Origin of the sequence: Rhodococcus sp. NKCM2511 (assembly GCF_014905595.1) — a bacterium.
Taxonomy (GTDB): Bacteria; Actinomycetota; Actinomycetes; order Mycobacteriales; family Mycobacteriaceae; genus Rhodococcoides; species Rhodococcoides fascians.
In genome coordinates this window covers 442,880-461,097 of the sequence record NZ_BNHJ02000003.1, presented here as the reverse complement: position 1 = coordinate 461,097, position 18,218 = coordinate 442,880, and the positions used below count along the sequence as shown (strand labels likewise).

Annotated in this window: 19 protein-coding genes; 11 read left to right on the top strand and 8 right to left on the bottom strand. The window is 65.6% G+C overall.

Features of this window, described 5'->3' with window-relative positions:
• Window positions 1-27 precede the first annotated feature (27 nt).
• The gene (locus JLZ96_RS21670) at window positions 28-675 is read right to left on the bottom strand and encodes a TetR/AcrR family transcriptional regulator (protein ID WP_032371667.1); all 648 of its coding nucleotides are present in this window, start codon (window positions 673-675) and stop codon (window positions 28-30) included.
• Between the two features lie 69 nt (window positions 676-744).
• Between JLZ96_RS21670 and JLZ96_RS21665 the strand changes: the two genes are divergently transcribed.
• The 3 genes from JLZ96_RS21665 to JLZ96_RS21655 are packed head-to-tail and all read left to right on the top strand — an operon-like array spanning window position 745 to window position 4,112.
• Window positions 745-2,313, top strand: a complete 1,569-nt coding sequence (locus tag JLZ96_RS21665; RefSeq protein WP_027498020.1) for an NAD(P)/FAD-dependent oxidoreductase — start codon at window positions 745-747, stop codon at window positions 2,311-2,313.
• Window positions 2,310-3,143: an SDR family oxidoreductase gene (locus tag JLZ96_RS21660; protein WP_027498021.1), complete on the top strand. Its 834-nt coding sequence runs from the start codon at window positions 2,310-2,312 to the stop codon at window positions 3,141-3,143. Before JLZ96_RS21665 ends, JLZ96_RS21660 begins: the two co-directional genes overlap by 4 nt.
• Window positions 3,144-3,155: 12 nt before the next feature.
• On the top strand, window positions 3,156-4,112 hold the full coding sequence (locus tag JLZ96_RS21655; RefSeq protein WP_032371669.1) for an alpha/beta hydrolase: 957 nt from the start codon (window positions 3,156-3,158) through the stop codon (window positions 4,110-4,112).
• On the opposite strand, the gene JLZ96_RS21650 is transcribed toward JLZ96_RS21655, so the two are convergent.
• A complete protein-coding gene (locus JLZ96_RS21650; RefSeq protein WP_094692845.1) occupies window positions 4,068-4,961 on the bottom strand; it encodes a glycine betaine ABC transporter substrate-binding protein in 894 nt (297 codons plus the stop codon). The genes JLZ96_RS21655 and JLZ96_RS21650 overlap by 45 nt on opposite strands.
• Window positions 4,962-5,170: 209 nt before the next feature.
• Between JLZ96_RS21650 and JLZ96_RS21645 the strand changes: the two genes are divergently transcribed.
• The 4 genes from JLZ96_RS21645 to JLZ96_RS21630 are packed head-to-tail and all read left to right on the top strand — an operon-like array spanning window position 5,171 to window position 8,647.
• On the top strand, window positions 5,171-6,145 hold the full coding sequence (locus tag JLZ96_RS21645; RefSeq protein WP_032365502.1) for an ABC transporter substrate-binding protein: 975 nt from the start codon (window positions 5,171-5,173) through the stop codon (window positions 6,143-6,145).
• Window positions 6,145-7,296, top strand: a complete 1,152-nt coding sequence (locus JLZ96_RS21640) for an ABC transporter ATP-binding protein (RefSeq protein ID WP_032390505.1) — start codon at window positions 6,145-6,147, stop codon at window positions 7,294-7,296. Before JLZ96_RS21645 ends, JLZ96_RS21640 begins: the two co-directional genes overlap by 1 nt.
• Entirely contained in the window at window positions 7,293-7,958 is a 666-nt protein-coding gene (locus tag JLZ96_RS21635) for an ABC transporter permease (protein WP_032390316.1), read from the top strand. The genes JLZ96_RS21640 and JLZ96_RS21635 overlap by 4 nt, the downstream gene beginning before the upstream one ends.
• Window positions 7,955-8,647, top strand: a complete 693-nt coding sequence (locus JLZ96_RS21630) for an ABC transporter permease (protein ID WP_027498027.1) — start codon at window positions 7,955-7,957, stop codon at window positions 8,645-8,647. The genes JLZ96_RS21635 and JLZ96_RS21630 overlap by 4 nt, the downstream gene beginning before the upstream one ends.
• An 80-nt stretch (window positions 8,648-8,727) precedes the next feature.
• Here the strand turns inward: JLZ96_RS21630 and JLZ96_RS21625 are convergent, their stop codons facing one another.
• The 4 genes from JLZ96_RS21625 to JLZ96_RS21610 form a co-directional block, all read right to left on the bottom strand.
• Window positions 8,728-9,927: an NADP-dependent malic enzyme gene (locus tag JLZ96_RS21625; protein ID WP_201011215.1), complete on the bottom strand. Its 1,200-nt coding sequence runs from the start codon at window positions 9,925-9,927 to the stop codon at window positions 8,728-8,730.
• A 262-nt stretch (window positions 9,928-10,189) separates the two neighbouring features.
• A complete protein-coding gene (locus JLZ96_RS21620) occupies window positions 10,190-10,483 on the bottom strand; it encodes a hypothetical protein (protein WP_048315904.1) in 294 nt (97 codons plus the stop codon).
• Window positions 10,480-11,094: a MarC family protein gene (locus tag JLZ96_RS21615; protein ID WP_027498030.1), complete on the bottom strand. Its 615-nt coding sequence runs from the start codon at window positions 11,092-11,094 to the stop codon at window positions 10,480-10,482. The genes JLZ96_RS21620 and JLZ96_RS21615 overlap by 4 nt, the downstream gene beginning before the upstream one ends.
• Window positions 11,091-11,927: a PHP domain-containing protein gene (locus JLZ96_RS21610; protein WP_027498031.1), complete on the bottom strand. Its 837-nt coding sequence runs from the start codon at window positions 11,925-11,927 to the stop codon at window positions 11,091-11,093. Before JLZ96_RS21610 ends, JLZ96_RS21615 begins: the two co-directional genes overlap by 4 nt.
• A gap of 79 nt (window positions 11,928-12,006) precedes the next feature.
• On the opposite strand from JLZ96_RS21610, the gene JLZ96_RS21605 reads away from it, so the two are divergent.
• Entirely contained in the window at window positions 12,007-13,095 is a 1,089-nt protein-coding gene (locus JLZ96_RS21605) for a magnesium and cobalt transport protein CorA (RefSeq protein ID WP_027498032.1), read from the top strand.
• Between the two features lie 90 nt (window positions 13,096-13,185).
• Here the strand turns inward: JLZ96_RS21605 and JLZ96_RS21600 are convergent, their stop codons facing one another.
• Complete coding sequence (locus JLZ96_RS21600) at window positions 13,186-13,779, bottom strand: suppressor of fused domain protein (protein WP_201011214.1); 594 nt, start codon at window positions 13,777-13,779, stop codon at window positions 13,186-13,188.
• A 70-nt stretch (window positions 13,780-13,849) separates the two neighbouring features.
• Here JLZ96_RS21600 and JLZ96_RS21595 point away from each other — a divergent pair, with 70 nt between their 5' ends.
• The 3 genes from JLZ96_RS21595 to JLZ96_RS21585 all read left to right on the top strand — a co-directional run bounded on the left by JLZ96_RS21595 (window position 13,850) and on the right by JLZ96_RS21585 (window position 16,980).
• Window positions 13,850-14,566, top strand: a complete 717-nt coding sequence (locus tag JLZ96_RS21595; RefSeq protein WP_027498034.1) for a metallophosphoesterase — start codon at window positions 13,850-13,852, stop codon at window positions 14,564-14,566.
• Window positions 14,556-15,419 carry a hypothetical protein gene (locus tag JLZ96_RS21590; RefSeq protein ID WP_027498035.1) on the top strand — a complete coding sequence of 288 codons (864 nt, stop codon included), beginning with the start codon at window positions 14,556-14,558 and terminating at the stop codon, window positions 15,417-15,419. The genes JLZ96_RS21595 and JLZ96_RS21590 overlap by 11 nt, the downstream gene beginning before the upstream one ends.
• A 124-nt stretch (window positions 15,420-15,543) precedes the next feature.
• Window positions 15,544-16,980, top strand: coding sequence for an MFS transporter (locus tag JLZ96_RS21585; protein WP_057472857.1), 1,437 nt, complete (start codon window positions 15,544-15,546; stop codon window positions 16,978-16,980).
• A gap of 66 nt (window positions 16,981-17,046) precedes the next feature.
• On the opposite strand, the gene JLZ96_RS21580 is transcribed toward JLZ96_RS21585, so the two are convergent.
• The gene (locus JLZ96_RS21580) at window positions 17,047-18,216 is read right to left on the bottom strand and encodes an ABC transporter ATP-binding protein (RefSeq protein ID WP_032375493.1); all 1,170 of its coding nucleotides are present in this window, start codon (window positions 18,214-18,216) and stop codon (window positions 17,047-17,049) included.
• Window positions 18,217-18,218: the final 2 nt, after the last annotated feature.

The following is an 18,218-nucleotide window of genomic DNA, read 5'->3' as shown; positions in this document are numbered from 1 at the left end:
CAGGGGGGACGCACACTGGGGCGGGGCTCAGGCGTCGGCGTCGGCTCCCAGCAGCGCGGAGATCATGCCCGGGGCCAGGGCGACAGCAGGTAGGGCGTTGACGTTCAGGTCGATCAACTCGTCGCGGGTGATCTGTGGATTTCTGAGCCAGGTGATGGTGGCTTCTTCGACGAAGGCGATCCACCCGCGGACGGCGAGGTCGATGGTGGGGGTGACATCGACGTCGAGTTGAGCGAGTTGGACGAGAGTGCGATCGGCCATGGTGGTGCGGGTCTGCTCGAACACCTCGCGCATCTGGGGGTCTCCGCTTGCCGTGCCGCGGAGCAGGGAGATGAAGGTGTCGCGTTTCTCGCTGACGTAGTCGACGTAGTTGGCGATGGAGTCGCGCAGAATCTCGAAGGGTTCGAGGTCGGGGTCGGGTGCGGTCCGTTCGATCATCGACCGCGACGCCTCGCGGACTATTTCGAGGTGAAAGTCCTGCTTGGACGCGAAGTAGTGGAACAGTAGACCTCGGGAGACTCCGGCCTGATCGGCGATGTCCTCGACGGAGATCTGTTCGAGTGGCCGATCGGCGAGCATCTCGGTGCCGAGCTCGATCAGCTGCGCTCGTCGTTGCTGCGGACTGAGTCTGGTCCTTTTCGTCGTCGATACTCCAGCGCGGTTCACATCCGCCATGCAATCATCCTATTGAATAGTAGTCAATAACTATTGACTCACACTCAGTAAGCTTCTAGTCTGCTCTACATGAGTCTTCCCGTAACAGATACTTCGGACCGCGCAACGTCGCCGCGTCACGTCGATACGCTGATCATCGGCAGTGGTTTCGCCGGGCTCGGAGCAGCGATCAAGCTGACCAAGGCAGGCAAGAAGAATTTCGTCGTCGTCGAACGCGGCCACGATGTGGGCGGTACCTGGCGCGACAACACCTACCCCGGTGCAGCCTGCGACGTGCCCTCGCATCTGTACTCGTACTCGTTCGCGCTGAACCCGGAGTGGACTCGTTCGTTCTCCACCCAGCCCGAGATCCAGAAGTACATCGCCGGAGTTGCGCGCAAGTACGGCGTCATGGACAAGCACGTCTTCGGCACGGACGTGACGTCGGCGCGATGGAACGCCTCCACCAGCCGCTGGGACGTCGAGACGACCACCGGCAACTACACCGCCAAGATCGTCGTCTCGGCCGTCGGCGCACTGTGTGAGCCGAACCTGCCCGATATCAAGGGAATTCACGATTTCGAGGGCGACGTCTTCCACTCCGCTCAGTGGAACCACGACGTCTCGCTCGCCGGTAAGCGCGTCGCCGTCATCGGGACCGGCGCGTCGGCGATCCAGATCGTTCCCGCCATTGCAGGCCAGGTCGAGCACCTCGACGTCTACCAGCGCACCGCGCCGTGGATCCTCCCTCGCGCCGATCGCCCGTACACCAAGCTCGAGCGCTTCGCCTTCAAGCATGTGCCCGGCTTCCAGCGCCTCGCCCGCGCCGGCATCTACGCGATGCGTGAGACCCAGGTCGTCGGGCTGGCGAAGAACCCCGCGTTCATGAAGCCGCTGCAGTGGGCGTCGGAGAATCATCTGCGCACGCAGATCAAGGACAAGGCGCTGCGCGCGAAGGTGACTCCGAACTTCCGCATCGGCTGCAAGCGCATGTTGATCTCCAACGCGTACTACCCCGCTCTCGCGCAGAGCAACGTCGACCTCGTGACCGACGGCATCGCCGAGATCCGGAAGGGATCGATCGTCACCAAGGACGGCACCGAGCGCCCGATCGACGCACTCGTCGTCGCCACCGGCTTCCACGTCACCGATTCGCCTGCATACCAAGCCATCGTCGGCAAGGACGGCCGGACGCTGGCGCAGACGTTCGACGACGGCGGACAGCAGGGCTACAAGGGCGCCGCGGTGGCGAACTTCCCGAACATGTTCTTCCTCGTCGGCCCCAACACAGGCCTCGGGCACACCTCGATGGTCTTCATGATCGAGTCGCAGATCAACTACCTGGTCGACGCCTTGAACACCATCGACAAGCACGACATCGGGACCATCGAAGTGCGCAAGGACGTGCAGGACGAGTACAACGTGACTCTGCAGGACCAGCTCGCCAAGAGCGTCTGGATGAACGGTGGCTGCGCCAGCTGGTATCTGGACAAGCACGGAAACAACACCACCCTGTGGCCCGGGTTCACGTTCGAGTTCCGTCGTCAGACCAAGCATTTCGATCTCGATGCGTACCGTAGCGTCGCAACCGCAGATCTGACCTCCGCGTCGGCGAGCACGGCCGCCGGCAACAACACAGACAAGGTGTCCGCACGATGAGCACATTCACAGGCAAGGTGGCCGTCGTCACCGGCGCGGGTTCGGGAATCGGCCGGGCCCTGGCCCTCGAGCTGGCCGGACGCGGAGCCAAGCTCGCACTGTCCGACGTCGACACCGCCGGACTCGACGAGACGGTGCGCCGCGTCGAGGCACTCGGTGCCGAGGTGAAGTCCGATTTCCTCGACGTCTCGCAGCGCGAGACCGTGCTGGACTACGCCGAGGCCGTCGTCGCGCATTTCGGCAAGGTCAACCAGATCTACAACAACGCGGGCATCGCATACCACGGTGACGTGGAGAAGTCCTCGTTCAAGGACATCGAGCGCATCGTCGACGTCGATTTCTGGGGCGTCGTCAACGGCACCAAGGCATTTCTGCCGCACATCAAGGCCTCCGGCGACGGCCACATCGTCAACATCTCCAGCCTGTTCGGCCTGTTGGCGATGCCGTCCCAGTCCGCGTACAACGCTGCGAAGTTCGCCGTCCGCGGATTCAGCGAGTCGCTGCGCATGGAGATGTTGATCGCGAAGGCTCCGGTGAAGGTGACCGTGGTGCACCCCGGCGGCATCAAGACTGCCATCGCCCGCAACGCCACCGTCGCCGAGAATTTCGACCAGGCCGACGTGGCGAAGTTCTTCGACAGCAAGTTGGCGAAGACCACCCCGATCGACGCGGCCAAGACCATTCTCAAGGGCGTCGAGAAGGGCCGGGGTCGCGTGCTCATCGGTTCCGACGCCATCGCGCTCGATCTGCTGCAACGCATCACCGGCTCGCGGTACCAGGGCCTGATCGCTGCGGTGTCCAATCGGGCCATGCCACGGTCGAAGAAGTAGGCGGGCCGCGTCGTGAAAGCCTTCTACGTTCCACTGCCGATCGTTGCGGCGGCGCTCAAGCCCTTCTATCGCCTCGCGCTGAATCCGCGTCTGTCCTTCCGGGCGCAGCGGGCGGTCCTCGAGGCCGCGGCTCCCGTGCAGACGCTCCCGCACGGGACCGTCGCGCAGAAGCTGACGCTCGCGGGCAGGCGAGCCGAGCGCATCACCGTCGGAGCCACCGAACGCGACACCGCCATCCTGTACCTCCACGGGGGCGCGTTCACGATCGGTTCGATCAACACCCACCGATCGCTCGCCGCCCATCTGGCCCGAGAGTCGGCCAGCGCCGTGTACGTACTCGACTACCGACTGGCCCCGGAGAACCCGTACCCGGCCGCGCTCGACGACGCCGTGGCGGCGTTCCGAGAACTGGTGCGTTCGCACGGCTTCACCCCGGATCGCATCGCCATCGCCGGTGATTCGGCAGGCGGCGGGTTGACCGTCGCGACGGCGAGGCGGCTGGTGGACGACGGCGCGAGGCCGGCAGCACTCGGATTGATCTCACCGTGGGTCGATCCGGGCGCACGCGACGCGGTCAAGCCGCGCGACCTGGTGGTCAACACCGGGTGGTCGAACTCCTCGGCCGACGCGTATCTCGGGGCGGGCGACCCGCTGGATCAAGGCTTCGCGCCGCTCCAGGGCAACCTCGATGAGCTGCCTCCGGTCGTCATGCACGTCGGGACGGACGAGGTGCTCTATCCGCAGATCACCGCGTTCGCGGACAAGCTGCGCCTGTCCGGCGTCGAACTCGAGTACATCGAGTACAAGAAGCTCTGGCACGTGGCGCATCTGCAGGCGTCGATCCTGCGGGAAGCAGCCGAAGCCGTCCAGCACATGGGTGCGTACCTGGGCCGCAAGCTCAGAGCAGAGCAGAAGTCCGACGTGTCAGAGGCTGTGCTCGCCGAGCCAGCGGCCGGCGACATCGCCTGACGCAGCACCGCCGCGGACCTCGCCGATCATGTCGGCGAGGTCCGCTGTCGTCAGCTCCCCCGCCACCACCGAGAACGACTTCACCGCACTCTCGTCCAGCACACCGGTGCGGTACAGCGGAACGACGTTCTGCGCTGGATACACATGATCGTCGTCGGGCAGAGTCGTCAAATCCTTGGCCAGCGGACCGAACGACGCCGTCCGAATCGCGAGAGCATCCACCACACCGGAATTCAGGTCGTCGACAGCGAACTGCGCATCCGGGTAGACCATGAACTCGGAGAAACGGGCCCCGGTGAAGCTGGGACTGCCCACACCCTCCATCCTCACGTCCATCGGATCGACCTCACCCTCGACCGTCCCGACGGTTACGTCGTCCCGACGAAGAAATTCGGCGACGTTCGGCTCCTCGTCCGAGATCGCGTCTGGAGCGACCGCAAGGGCCAATCGATCCTCGGCGGTTGCGTAGTCTCCCACCGACAGTCCGGCGGGCAGCGATCGGTTCAGTTCGGTGTACACGTCCTCTGCTTCGGTTGCCCCGGCCAGGGTGTCGAAGGTGCGCAACAGGTCCCCGGTCAGGTCGGGGATCATCGATACCTCGCCGCGGTCCAGCGCCGCGAGGTACGCCGTCCGATCCCCCAGGTTCTCGGCGACGGAGACCTCGGCTCCCGTCGACCGGAGTCCTCCTGCGTAGATCTGTGCGAGCAACCGGGAGAGGTCGGAATTCCCGGCTCCGACGACGACGGGCACGTGCCCGGGTTCGGCCCGGTCGGCCGCACTGCACCCACCGACGGAACCTGCAATAGTGACCGCGAGGGCCGCTGCCAGAATCGACGAACGCACTCTCATTTTCTCCTGTTCACTGCCCGTGGGGTTTACCGATCCCGACCGCGGGGCACAGATGCGAACGAGAGGGTAGTCGAACCAACCTTATGGGCACGGCGACGTCGACTACCATCCCGAGCAGCCCGAGTCCTGGTTCGGCGGTGTCCCCGGTGATCGGGCGGCACCCGTCGGAGTTGGGGCTTCGTCTGTGCCCGAACCGATGGAAGGACACCATGACCACCTCCCGAATCACGCGCGCGTTCTCCGCCCCGAAGGCAGTGGCGGCCGTTGCCGCGCTCGCCCTGTCGGTCACCGCACTGACCGCCTGCGGCGGAAATTCGGATCCGCTCTCGAGCGGAGGCGGCGAGAGCAACGACGACACGAACTCGATCATCGTCGGCTCGGCCAACTTCCCGGAGTCCGAGACCGTCGCGAACATCTACGCAGAAGCATTGCGCGCCAACGGTTTCGAGGTGAGCACCAAGCTCAACATCGGTAGCCGCGAGGCGTACATTCCCGCCGTCCGCGACGGCTCGATCGACCTGATTCCCGACTACACGGGCAACCTGCTCCAGTACTTGGACGAATCTGCCACGGCCACCTCGTCCGAGGACGTGCTGGCGGCACTGCCCGCCGCACTCGGCGACGACCTCTCGGTGACGGCCCAGGCACCCGGCGAGGACAAGGATGCCGTCGTCGTCACCCGCGCGACCGCAACCGAGCGCAATCTCAAGACCGTCGGCGATCTCGCACCGTTCTCTTCGGAGGTGACGTTCGCGGGCACGCCGGAATTCCAGGAGCGCGTCGGCGGACTGCCGGGCCTGAAAGCGAAGTACGGCCTGGACATCTCCCCCGGTAACTACGTGCCCATCTCCGACGGCGGCGGACCGGCCACGGTCGAGGCACTCGTGTCGGGCCAGGTCGTCGCGGCGGACATCTTCACCACCTCGCCTGCCATCGCGCAGAACGATCTCGTGGTTCTCGAAGACCCGGAGAACAATTTCGCCGCTCAGAACGTCATCCCGGTGCTGCGGACGTCCAAGCAGTCCGACAAGCTCACTCAGGTTCTCGACGCCGTCTCGGCGCAGATCACCACCGAAGAGCTCATCGCACTGAACACGTCGGTGTCCGGCGACCAGAAGGTCGAACCGGCTGCGGCGGCAACGGCGTGGGTCAAGGACAAGGGTCTGGACCAGCCGGTCAGCTGATGATCACCTTCGAGAACATCACCAAGACGTACCCGGACGGCACCACGGCAGTCGACTCGTTGGACCTGGTGATCCAGCCACACTCGTTCACCGTGTTCGTGGGGCCGTCCGGCTGCGGCAAGACGACGTCGATGCGCATGATCAACCGGATGATCGCGCCCACCTCGGGTGTCATCACGGTCGACGGCCGCAACATCGCCGACACCGACGCGGTGAAGCTGCGCCGAGGAATCGGCTACGTCATCCAGAGTGCCGGGCTGCTGCCCCACCGTTCCGTCGTCGACAATGTTGCGACGGTTCCGGTCCTCAACGGTCAGTCCCGGCGCGCGGCCCGCAAGGCGGCGCTCGAGGTACTGGAACGAGTGGGCCTGGATCCCGCTCTCGCGTCCCGCTACCCGGCACAGCTGTCCGGCGGGCAGCAACAGCGCGTCGGGGTGGCCCGCGCGCTCGCCGCGGACCCACCGATTCTGTTGATGGACGAACCCTTCAGCGCCGTCGATCCGGTGGTGCGTGAGGATCTGCAGACCGAGATGCTCAGGCTGCAGGCCGATCTGAAGAAGACGATCGTGTTCGTCACGCACGACATCGACGAGGCCGTGCGGCTGGGCGACCACATCGCAGTCTTCGGACCGCAGGGTCGTCTGCAGCAATACGACAAGCCCGAGACCGTGCTCGCGGCACCGGCGACGTCGTTCGTGGCGTCGTTCGTCGGCCGCGACCGCGGCTACCGAGGCCTGTCTTTCCGCTCCGCGCAGTCGGTGACGATGCATCCGATCCATACCGCGACCGAGGACGAGATGAGCACCCTGCGACTCGACCAGGGGCAGTGGGTTCTGGTCGTGGACTCCCAGCGTCGTCCCCTCGGCTGGATCGACGCCACCGGCGTCGAGAAGGTACGCGGCGGCGGCAGCCTGGACGAGAGCACCGCGGCCGGTGGGTCGCTGTTCCTCGAGGGCGGCGATCTACGGCAGGCGCTCGACTCGGCGATCTCGTCTCCGTCGGGAATCGGCGTCGCCGTCGATTCGACCGGTGCCGCCGTGGGTAGCGTCGACGGTGCGGAGATTCTCGAAAACCTGGCCGTACAGCGCAAGTCGGAGGACGAGGAGCGCAATCGCCACCACTTCGGCGCGGCCGGGAACGACGCACAGTGACCTGGCTGTTCGACAACTTCGGCGTCGTACTGGGGTACACGAAGACACATCTGTATCTTTCGCTCGTGCCCCTGCTCATCGGACTGCTCATCGCGGTTCCGGTCGGCACTCTGATTCGCAACACGCGGTGGGTCCGCCGAATCACGTTGACGGTGGCCAGCATTGCGTTCACGTTGCCGTCACTGGCACTGTTCGTCACCATTCCTGCGGTCGTGGGACTGCCTGTGCTCGATCCGCTGAACGTGGTGATCGCACTGACGGTGTACTCCACGGCCCTGCTCGTTCGCGCGGTTCCGGAGGCACTCGATTCGGTTCCGTTCGCCGTCGTCGATTCGGCTCAGGCCATGGGCTTTTCGTCGTTACGACGGGCGGTGACCGTCGAGCTACCGCTGTCCTTGCCGGTGCTCATCGCCAATATTCGAGTTGTCACGGTCACCAACATCTCGTTGGTCTCGGTGGGTTCGGTGATCGGTATCGGTGGGCTCGGCCAGCTGTTCACCCAGGGCTACCAACGTGACTATCCCGATCAGATCTTCGCCGGCATCATCTCGATCGTGTTCTTGGCGTTGATCTTCGACGCCGCCCTGTACCTGGTGGGCCGTCGACTCACGCCGTGGACCCGGCAGGGCACGAGCTCGTCGACGAGGAAGGCGCGCGCATGAATCTGTTCTCCGAAGCGTTCTCGTACATCCTCGACGGCGCCAACTGGGCCGGGCCGACGGGAATCGGTGCTCGACTGCTCGAGCACATGTGGTATTCGCTGTTGGCCGTTGTGCTTTCGGCCGCTGTCGCGATTCCCATCGGACTGATCATCGGTCACCTGCGCCGCGGCGAAGCAGTGGTCGTGGGACTGGTCAACGCTCTGCGCTCACTGCCGACTCTGGGTGTGTTGGTGTTCCTGGTCCTGGTGATCGGATTGGGTCTGATCCCGCCGATCATCGCGCTGGTCCTGCTCGGGATACCGCCGCTGCTGGCGGGCACCTACTCGGGAATAGCCAACGTCGACGCCCACGTGGTCGACGCCGCCCGTGCAATGGGGATGACCGAATCACAGGTGCTGCTGCGGGTAGAGATCCCCAATGCACTCCCACTGATCCTCGGCGGACTACGGAACACCACCCTGCAGATCATCGCGACCGCGACCGTTGCGGCGTACGTCAACCTGGGCGGGCTGGGTCGCTACATCTTCGACGGTCTCGCGCTCTACGACTACGGCCGGGTTCTGGTCGGGGCGATCCTCGTCGCGCTGCTCACACTCGTCGTCGACGGCCTTCTCGCCCTTGCGGTGTGGACGTCGGTGCCGGGAACCGGTCGCCTCCGGCGCATGCCGACCGGACTGGCAAAAGTCTGACGGGCGACTCACACGAACGAAAAGCACCCCGAACCACCGGCCCGGATAGGGCGGGGTTCGGGGTGCTTTTTTCTGTTTTCCTACGCGACGCCCTCGGCTCGCGCTGCTGCCGCAACTGCGTCCGCAACGGCCGGGGCGACGCGAGGATCGAGTGGGCTCGGGACGATTCGGTCCGCGGCCAACTCGTCGCCGAGAACCGAGAGGATTGCCTCGGCAGCGGCGAGCTTCATGCCTTCGGTGATACGGCGTGCGCCGGCGTCGAGCGCGCCCTTGAACACACCGGGGAAGGCCAGAACGTTGTTGATCTGATTGGGGAAATCGCTTCGTCCGGTCGCGACGATGGCCGCGTACTTCCTGGCCACCTCCGGGTGGATCTCCGGATCCGGGTTCGAGAGCGCGAACACGATGGACTCGGGGGCCATCGAGGCGATGACGCTCTCGTCCACCTTGCCTGCGGACAGTCCGAGGAACACGTCGGCTCCGGCCAGCGCATCGCCCGGTCCCCCGCTCAGTCCACGAGGGTTGGTTCGCGCAGCGAGGTCGGCCTTGACGCCGGTGAGGTCACCGCGATCGGCCGAGACGACGCCCTTGGAGTCGAGGACCACGACGTCGGAGATGCCGGCGGCGAGCAGCATGTTCGCGCACGCAACGCCTGCAGCGCCTGCGCCCGAGACGACCACTCGGAGCCCGGCCAGGTCCCGGCCCTGTACCCGTGCAGCACCCGTCAGCGCCGCAAGGACGACGATGGCCGTGCCGTGTTGGTCGTCGTGCATCACGGGGCAGTCCAGTGCCTCGACGACGCGTCGTTCCACCTCGAAACACCGCGGGGCGGAGATGTCTTCGAGGTTGACGGCTCCGAAACTGTGTCGCATCCGCACGATCGTCTCGACGATCTCGTCGACATCGTGGGTATCGAGCACGATCGGGATGGAATCGAGGCCGGCGAACTTCTTGAACAGCGCCGCCTTGCCCTCCATCACCGGCAACGACGCGCGCGGACCGATATCGCCCAGGCCGAGCACCGCGGAACCGTCGGAGATGACGGCGACCAGCCGGTCGGTCCAGGTGTAGCGCTTGGCCAGTGCCGGGTCGGCGGCGATGGCACGGCTGACCTGGGCCACTCCCGGGGTGTACGCGATCGAGAGATCGCGCTGGGTCTCGAGCGGCGCGGCCAACTGGACCGAAAGCTTGCCGCCGAGATGCCCGGCGAAGATCTCGTCGTCGGTGATCGCGGCCCCAACTGCCGATGGTGTTCCTGTGGTGTCTTCGACTGCCGTCACGGTGAAAGCTCCTCGCACTGTCGGCCTCGACGAGGCAACACGTGTCTACGAAGTGATTGATGCTCGAAAGGGTCGCGGACTACCGGAGGGCGCCAGTACTGGCTGCCGACTGCCGAAAAGCGTGTCTCGCACGTGCGGCGGGTGTGCCTGCACAGTCAACGATGGGCTGTAGCCGCATCGCTGCAACGGCCCAAGTGTGCCATACCGCCCACCGAACTGACCATAGAGTCAGAAACCAGCGTGAACTACTGCCACCACTGCGCTACTGCCACCACTGGGTCCAGAGGACGAGACCGGTGACCACGAAGACCACGATCGCTCCGAGGAATGCGGTGAATCCGCGTCGGTGATCGGCAATGCGCTGCGCTGCGATGGCGACGACAGCGGCAACGATGTGCACGGTGACCGACAGCGCGCCCGGTCCCGGGTAGCCGCGGGACTGACCGAGATATTGGGTGACGCCGACGCCGATCGCCAGCACCACCAGTCCGGCGGTGACGATGCCGCTGAGCCCGCGCAGGAAGCGCAGTCCGGCACTCGCTCCGGCCCCGCTCATGCTCCGGCCACGAATCCGCGGACGGAGTCCGCGATCAACTGCACTGCGATGGCGGCGAGCAACAGACCTGCGATGCGTGCCAGCAGCGAGATGCCGCCCTCGCCGAGCAGCCGAATGAGGACGGTGGAGAAGCGCAGAATCACGAAGAACAGGACGTGAATCGTGATGATGCCCAAGGCAATTGCGAGCAACGAGCTCGCGTTGCCGTCGGCCTGACTGACGTAGACGATCACCGCGGCGATGGCTCCGGGGCCCGCCATCAACGGCGTACCCAGCGGCACGAGTGCGACGTTGACGTCCTCGGCCGCCGCGTCGCCGCCCGCACCTTTTCCGGTGAGCAACGACAGCGCGATGAGCAGGAGCAGAAGTCCGCCCGCGCCCTGCAAAGCCGGAATACCGATGTGTAGGTAGCTCAGAATTGCCTGGCCGCCGATCGCGAACACCGAGATGACGGTGAGCGAGACCGCGGGTGCCTGCCATGCGGCCTTGTTGCGCACTTCCTTACTCTTGCGTCCCACCAAGGACAGGAACACCGGAATCGCGCCCGGTGGGTCCATGATCACGAACAGCGTGATCAGAACCGTCAGGTACAGCGTCACGTCGAAGTTCATGACCGGGCCGCCGCGATCAGTCGGTCGTACTGCTCCGGGTCGGTGGTGTACTCGCCCAGCTTCACGGTCTTGTTGGTGCCGTGATAATCCGAGGACCCGGTGACGATGAGGTCCAACTCCGCGGCCAACTCGGCCATCACCACGGTGTCCTCCGGCGAGTGGTCCATGTGGTGGACTTCCACACCGCCGAGCCCGAGCGGGGTGAGTTCTCGGATGTGGTCCAGATCCAGGATGCGTCCGCGCTTGCGCGCCCGGGCATGCGCGAGCACGCTGACGCCGCCTGCGGCGGCAATCATCTCGACGGCGACGTCGAGTGGAGTGTCGACCTTGCCCACGTAATACTTGCCACCCGTTGCCAGCGGACCGGCGAACGCCGCGTCCATGTCCGAGACGTAGCCGGCCTCGATCAGAGCCTGGCCCAGATGGGGACGACCGGCGGCTTCCCCGGCCGAGGCGAGAACCGCGTCGGGATCGATGGGTAGGCCGTCCGCGGCCATGTTCTCGGCAATGGCCCGCAGCCGGGTCACCCGCTCACCGCGCAGTCGTGCACGCTCGGCCGCGAATGCCTCGTTCTCGGGGTCGAACAGGTACGCCAGCAGGTGCACCGGGACGGGCGTGCCGTCCTCCCCACGACCGGTGCACGACAGTTCCATGCCGCGCACGAGCGTCAGGCCGGCGGGCGATGCGGCAGCGGCCTCGTCCCATCCGGCCGTGGTGTCGTGATCGGTGAGCGCCACCACCGACAGGCCCGCTGCCGACGCAGCGCGAACCAGCTCGGCCGGGCTGTCGGTACCGTCGGACGCTGTCGAGTGGGTGTGGAGATCGATGAGCACCAGAACAGTGTCCCAGGCGCACCGCCGTGACGTTCCGGGCCCACTGTTCTGTCGTTTTCCTGGCGTACGATTGCCCGCCATGCCGTCCCTTCCACCGCGTCCCTCACTGCCCTCGCTGCACCGACGAGGAAACAAGGCCGTTCCCGATTCGAGTCCACGAATACCGGTGCCGACGGCGCGCGCCATCGTCGACTGCGCTGTCTACGTCGACGGCTCCCGACTACCCGGCCGGTTCACTCACACGTCCGCGATCGCCGAAGTACGAGCCCGCGGCGAGGGGTTCGTCTGGGTGGGCCTGCATGCGCCGGACGACCGTCAGATGAACGCGATCGCTCAGTGTTACGACCTGCACGAGTTGATGGTCGAGGACACCGTGCACGCGCATCAGCGGCCCAAGCTCGAGCGATACGACGACGTCGCATTCCTCGTCCTGCGCACGGTCAAGTACGTCGAACACGAGTCGGTGACGACGGCGAACGAGATCGTCGAGAGCGGCGAGATCATGGTGATGGTCGGTCGAGATTTCGTCATCACCGTCCGACACGGCGAACACTCCGGATTGGCCGGCGTGCGCCAGCGCCTCGAGGACAATCCGGAACAGCTCGCACTCGGCCCGTCGGCGGTGCTGCACGCGGTTGCCGACCACGTCGTCGACGAGTACCTGGCCGTCACCGACTCGATCGAGAGGGACGTCGACGGCATGGAGGAGGAGGTGTTCTCTCCGCATCATCACGTGCCGATCGAGAACATCTATCTGCTCAAGCGGGAGGTCGTGGAACTGCGCCGGTCGGTGACCCCACTGTCGACGCCTCTCGCACGGCTGGTCCAGGAGCCCAGTGTTCCGAAATCCGTCCGGCGGTACCTGCGCGACGTGCAGGACCATCACACCACCGTCGCCGAACGTATCTCCGAATACGACGAGGTACTCAGCTCGCTCGTCGACGCCGCCCTGGCTCGGGTGACGATGCAGCAGAACCTCGACATGCGCAAGATCTCGTCCTGGGTGGCGATCGCGGCGGTGCCGACCATGGTGGCCGGCATCTACGGCATGAACTTCGACAACATGCCCGAGCTGCACTGGACCTATGGGTATCACACGATCGTCGCGATCGTCGCCTGCGTGTGCGTCGGTCTGTGGCGAACGTTCCACAAGAACAACTGGCTGTAGATCCCGCGCCTGAGATCTACAGCCAGGGACGAACTCCGGCAGAAGCGGGTAGCCACCGGAAGTCGACACCCTGTGCGCAGGAGCGCCCGATCAGAGGCTGGCTGCGGACCGGTTGGGGTCTCGGACGTCGATCCCCGCTTCCTTCCAGGCCTCGCGCAACGCGTCCGCCCCGCGTAACCGCACCCAGGCGGCCTCGGTTCCGGTCAACGGCACCGCGGCGAAGAAATGAACCGGATCGAAAGGCTCCGGCAGCGGCAGGTCCGCGATGTCGCTCGGCCCGAGCAGCACGGCCGTGAACGGCGCGTTGGTCCACAGCGGCTCACCGAGATCGAGCAGGGCGTCCTCCACCAGCACGACGCCCTCCACCGCAGGCGAGGCCGCGAGCACGGCCAAGCTCTTGTGGACGCCCGACGCCGCGCCTGCGCCACCGCGAAGGGTCAGTACCAGTTCGGCGCGAGGGCCACGGGACGGATCGGCGACCATGTCGTTCGGGTCTGCCATGGGATGACGCGAGCAGCCGAGGCTGACGTACCGCACCACCTCGGAGTCCGCTCCGAATCGCAGCACGTCCAGTGACTCCAGGCCGAGGAACGTCACGGACGCGGACGACGGGTTGTCGTCGCCGATCTCGGTCACCAGGTGTGCGCGTACCGCGGTAATGACACTCTCGCTCACGAGACCCATCCAACACCACCGGTGCCCGAGAAGTCCGTTCGGAGGTGCCACCGCGGACGAGGTGGGTACCGTCGTACCCGTGGTATCCGTTCTCGCTGTGTCCGACGAAACGATCGAATCTCTGTGGAGTCCGCAGGTGAAGTCGCTCGGCGTCGATCTGATTCTCGGCGCGGGCGACCTTCCGTTCGATTACCTCGAGTACCTGACCGATGCGTTGAACGCTCCGTGCGTGTTCGTGCCCGGCAACCACGACGCGGACCTGACGGGTTATTCGGCCGGGAAGGCCGGCTGGATGCGCGCCGGGCTGCCTGCCACCTGGCCGGGGCCGGTGGGTGCGATCAACGTCGACCGGCGGATCGTGTCCGCGGCCGGTCTGCGTATCGCCGGTCTCGGCGGGTCGATCCGCTACAACGGCGGACCCAATCAATGGACGCAACGTCAGCAGCGCAGACGCTCACGCACCCTCACTCGAACATTCGCGTGGAATCGCAACGTCCGCAAGGACGTACGGCCGGTGGACATTCTGCTCACTCACAGCCCACCCCTCGGAGTCGGCGACGACACCGACCCGGCACACGTCGGCTTCGACTGCCTGGACGAGGTGACGCGTCGGCTCTCCCCACAGTTGTTGTTGCACGGCCACATTCATCCACACGGCCACACCCCGGACGATCTGGCCCTGCACGGGGCGGCGGTGATCAACACCGTCGGATACACCCTGCTCGACGTCGAACCGGGTGGGCAGCGACAGCACGTCGAAGCACCGAGGATCGTGAGGCGCAGACATGGCACGTGACACCGGATTTCCGGCCGCCGACGCGGAGAACGACTTCACCCGCCAGCGTCGACGCGCCGACGTGGCGAGACTCGTCGGGTGGCTGCGGCGTCAACCCGACGACGTCAACACCATCCTGCCGTTCGACGAGGTGGTCGCTGCCCTCGGCAAGGTCGGTGAACGGCACCTGGGTCTGCAGGTCATTCGCGTCGAGACCATCGTCGGAAGTGTCGACCGCACCCGCGACTTCGACAGGTTCTTCAGGCCGACCTCGGCGCGGATCAGGGAACGCTGGCAGCGGTTGGCGGCGGCGCAGCGCCGCGGTGAAGCGATGCCGCCGATCCAGGTGTATCGCATCGGCGGCATGCACTTCGTCGTCGACGGGCATCACCGGGTGTCGATTGCGTTCGCGATGCATCGCACGACGATCGACGCCGTCGTCACCGAGATCATCACGCGTATCTCCCCCGAGGGGATCACCCGGCGCGGCGATCTGTTGATCAAGGATCATCGCCGCATCTTCCTGAGTCGGGTGCCCCTGGTGGGACGCGCACGCGAGGCGGTACAGGTCACCGACCCGTTCGATTACGCGCAACTGAGCGAGTCGGTGGAGGCCTGGGGATTTCGGCTGATGCAAGAACTCGGGGAGTTCGTCGACCGCGGAACGGTCGCACGACGCTGGTTCGGTGAGGAGTACCTGCCGGTGGTCCGCATGGTCCGGGCGGCCGAGATTCTCGAGGACCGCACCGATGCCGAGGCCTATCTGTGGATGAGCCGTGAGCGCTATCGGTTGGTGCGCGAGCACGTCTGGAACGACGAGATCGTCAGTGAACTCCGGCAGAAGGCCCTGGGGAAGCCCAACCGGACGCAGTAGCTCCTCCGAGGCACCTCGGCTCACACCGGGGAAACCGGTACCCGATAATTAATTAGATGCGTTCAACATTTTAGTTCGATCGGTTCGTATTTTCGGTTGTCATAGGTAACGAGGTAGCTCTTCCATGTCCACCCGCCGCACACTGCTGCCAGGACTCTGTTTCATCGTCATGACCCTCGCCGTCCTGCAGACGATGGTCGTTCCCATCGTGGGCACCATCGGCACCCAACTGGGCGTCAGCACCACCGCTGCCGGGTGGGTACTGACGGCGAACCTATTGGCCGCGGTCATCGCCACCCCCGTCATCGGCCGACTCGCCGACCTGCACGGCAAACGCCCCGTGCTCATCGGCGTCCTGACCGTCGTGCTGGCCGGGTCGCTGCTGGCAGCGCTGACCGATTCACTGACCTGGCTGCTGGTCGGCCGCATTCTGCAAGGCGTCTCGTACGCCCTGTTCCCCATCGCCCTGGCGGTGTTGCGCGACGAGATGCCACCGCGCGCACTCGTCGGCTCGATGTCGATCCTGTCCGGCACTCTCGGCGTGGGCGGCGGATTCGGATTGGTGCTGACGGGGCTGCTCACGGCCAACGGTGCCGACTACCACCGCGTCTTCTGGCTCACCGTCGCCATCGTCGTGGTTGCACTCGGCATCGCGTGGTTCGGTGTCCCTGCCCGACCGCGTAGCGGCAGCGGGTCGGTCGACTGGTGGGGTGCCGTACTGCTGGCGGGCACACTCCTGCTGCTGTTCCTGGCCCTCACCCAGGGCCGCACGTGGGGCTGGGGTTCGGTGGCCACCATCGGATGCGCTGTCGCGGGCGTGCTGCTGGGAACCGTCTGGTGGATCTTCGAGAAACGCATCGATGCCCCGCTCGTCGCACCCCGCATGCTCACTCACGGGCCACTGCTGGCCACCAACGTCGCCACCCTGTTCGTCGGCGTCGGAATGTTCGCCAACTTCCTGGCCTGCTCCTACTTCGTGCAGACCCCACGTGCCGTCGCCGGCTACGGATTCACGGCCAACGTTCTGGAAGCCAGTGTCGTGTACCTGCTACCCGGTGCAGCGGTAGGAGTGGTGGCCGCGGTGATCAGCGGTCGCCTCATCAGATCGTTCGGGCCGCGCCGAGTTCTCGTCGGCGGCGCGGTGATCGGCGTTCTCGGATTTGCGTTCGTCGCGGTGGCCCACGATCACACGTGGCAGCTCATCACCGCGGGCATCGTCATCAACACGTTCGTCAGCCTCGCGTTCGCGGCCCTGCCCAACCTGCTCATGGCCGAGGTCAGCGCAGCGGACACCGGCGTGGCCAACAGCGTCAACTCGATCGTGCGCACCGTCGGCACGTCGATCGCGAGTGCGTCATTGTCCACCGTGCTGGCGATGTTCACCATCGACGGCACAAACGTGGCCCGCGAGAGCGCGTACACCGCAGCCTTCGTCGCCGGTGCCGTCGCCTGCGCCGTCGTCGCCGCGGCAGCCCTGGCCATCAGAAGCACCCCGGCAGCGCGGCAATCGGTGCGGGTTGCCGAGTCCGAACCGAACACCACGTCGAACGTGCCACTGTAGAGCCTGCGGCATGTGAGTGGAACTTCGTAGTGGGCTACGAAGTTCCGCTCACATGGGCGTAGCGCTCTACAACGTCAGGTTCGCACCCGACGCCTGGTCGAACACCGAGATCTTGCCCGGGTCGAACCACAGTTCCACCTGACCACCCTCGGCGGCCTTGGATTCGGCTGCCAGACGCGCAACCACCTGTGCGCCACCGAGATCGGCGATACCGGCATCGGCGGCCAGCTCCTGGAGTTCGCTGGACTCGACCTTGGCACCCTTCAGCGTGAAGTAGACGTACTTGTCGCTGCCCATGGACTCGAGCACGTCGACGGTTGCGGTGAAGGTGGCACCGCTCATCTTCTGGTAGCCGTCGATCAGTGCCGCGTCCTCGAAGTGCTCGGGACGGATACCGACGACCACCTCGCGGCCCGGGTTCTTGGCCTTGATCGCGTCCATTCGCTCGAGCGGGATCTCGATGTCGCCGAGGGCCGTGGACACTCCGTTCGAGGTGAGCTGTCCCGGAACGAAATTCATCGAGGGCGATCCTATGAAGCCGCCCACGAACAGGTTTCGCGGCTTGTCGTAGAGCTCCTGCGGAGAACCGATCTGCTGCACCAGCCCACCGCGCAACACCACGACGCGGTCGCCGAGGGTCATGGCCTCGGTCTGATCGTGCGTGACGTAGACGGTGGTGGTGCCCAGGCGCTTCTGCAGCCGCGAGATCTCGGCGCGCGTCTGGACTCGCAGCTTGGCGTCGAGGTTGGACAGCGGCTCGTCCATCAGGAAGGCCTTGGGGGTGCGAACGATGGCGCGGCCCATCGCAACTCGCTGTCGCTGACCACCGGAGAGGTTGGCGGGCTTCCGGTCGAGGTGCTGACTGAGATCGAGGATCTTGGCAGCCTCTTCGACCTTGTCGTTGATCTCGGTCTTGGAGAGCTTGGCGAGCGTCAGCGGAAAGGCGATGTTCTGCCGGACCGTCATGTGCGGGTACAGCGCGTAGGACTGGAACACCATCGCGATGTCGCGATCCTTCGGCGCCTTCTCGTTGACGCGCTCCCCCGCGATCCGCAGCTCACCGGACGAGATGTCCTCCAGCCCGGCGATCATGTTGAGCGTGGTGGACTTTCCGCAGCCGGACGGTCCGACGAGGATGATGAATTCGCCGTCGGCGATGGTGATGTCGACGTCGCTGACGGCAGCGGCGCCGTCCGGGTAGAGCTTGGTGACTTTGTCGAGAACGATTTCGGCCATGA

Excerpts from the sequence above, each read along its gene's own strand:
- JLZ96_RS21640 (WP_032390505.1), top strand. The coding sequence starts at position 6,145 with ATGATCACCTTCGAGAACATCACCAAGACGTACCCGGACGGCACCACG.
- JLZ96_RS21585 (WP_057472857.1), top strand. The coding sequence starts at position 15,544 with ATGTCCACCCGCCGCACACTGCTGCCAGGACTCTGTTTCATCGTCATG.
- JLZ96_RS21670 (WP_032371667.1), bottom strand. The coding sequence starts at position 675 with ATGGCGGATGTGAACCGCGCTGGAGTATCGACGACGAAAAGGACCAGA.
- JLZ96_RS21590 (WP_027498035.1), top strand. The coding sequence starts at position 14,556 with ATGGCACGTGACACCGGATTTCCGGCCGCCGACGCGGAGAACGACTTC.
- JLZ96_RS21665 (WP_027498020.1), top strand. The coding sequence starts at position 745 with ATGAGTCTTCCCGTAACAGATACTTCGGACCGCGCAACGTCGCCGCGT.
- JLZ96_RS21650 (WP_094692845.1), bottom strand. The coding sequence starts at position 4,961 with ATGAGAGTGCGTTCGTCGATTCTGGCAGCGGCCCTCGCGGTCACTATT.
- JLZ96_RS21615 (WP_027498030.1), bottom strand. The coding sequence starts at position 11,094 with ATGAACTTCGACGTGACGCTGTACCTGACGGTTCTGATCACGCTGTTC.
- JLZ96_RS21600 (WP_201011214.1), bottom strand. The coding sequence starts at position 13,779 with ATGGGTCTCGTGAGCGAGAGTGTCATTACCGCGGTACGCGCACACCTG.
- JLZ96_RS21630 (WP_027498027.1), top strand. The coding sequence starts at position 7,955 with ATGAATCTGTTCTCCGAAGCGTTCTCGTACATCCTCGACGGCGCCAAC.
- JLZ96_RS21645 (WP_032365502.1), top strand. The coding sequence starts at position 5,171 with ATGACCACCTCCCGAATCACGCGCGCGTTCTCCGCCCCGAAGGCAGTG.
- JLZ96_RS21605 (WP_027498032.1), top strand. The coding sequence starts at position 12,007 with ATGCCGTCCCTTCCACCGCGTCCCTCACTGCCCTCGCTGCACCGACGA.
- JLZ96_RS21660 (WP_027498021.1), top strand. The coding sequence starts at position 2,310 with ATGAGCACATTCACAGGCAAGGTGGCCGTCGTCACCGGCGCGGGTTCG.
- JLZ96_RS21580 (WP_032375493.1), bottom strand. The coding sequence starts at position 18,216 with ATGGCCGAAATCGTTCTCGACAAAGTCACCAAGCTCTACCCGGACGGC.
- JLZ96_RS21620 (WP_048315904.1), bottom strand. The coding sequence starts at position 10,483 with ATGAGCGGGGCCGGAGCGAGTGCCGGACTGCGCTTCCTGCGCGGGCTC.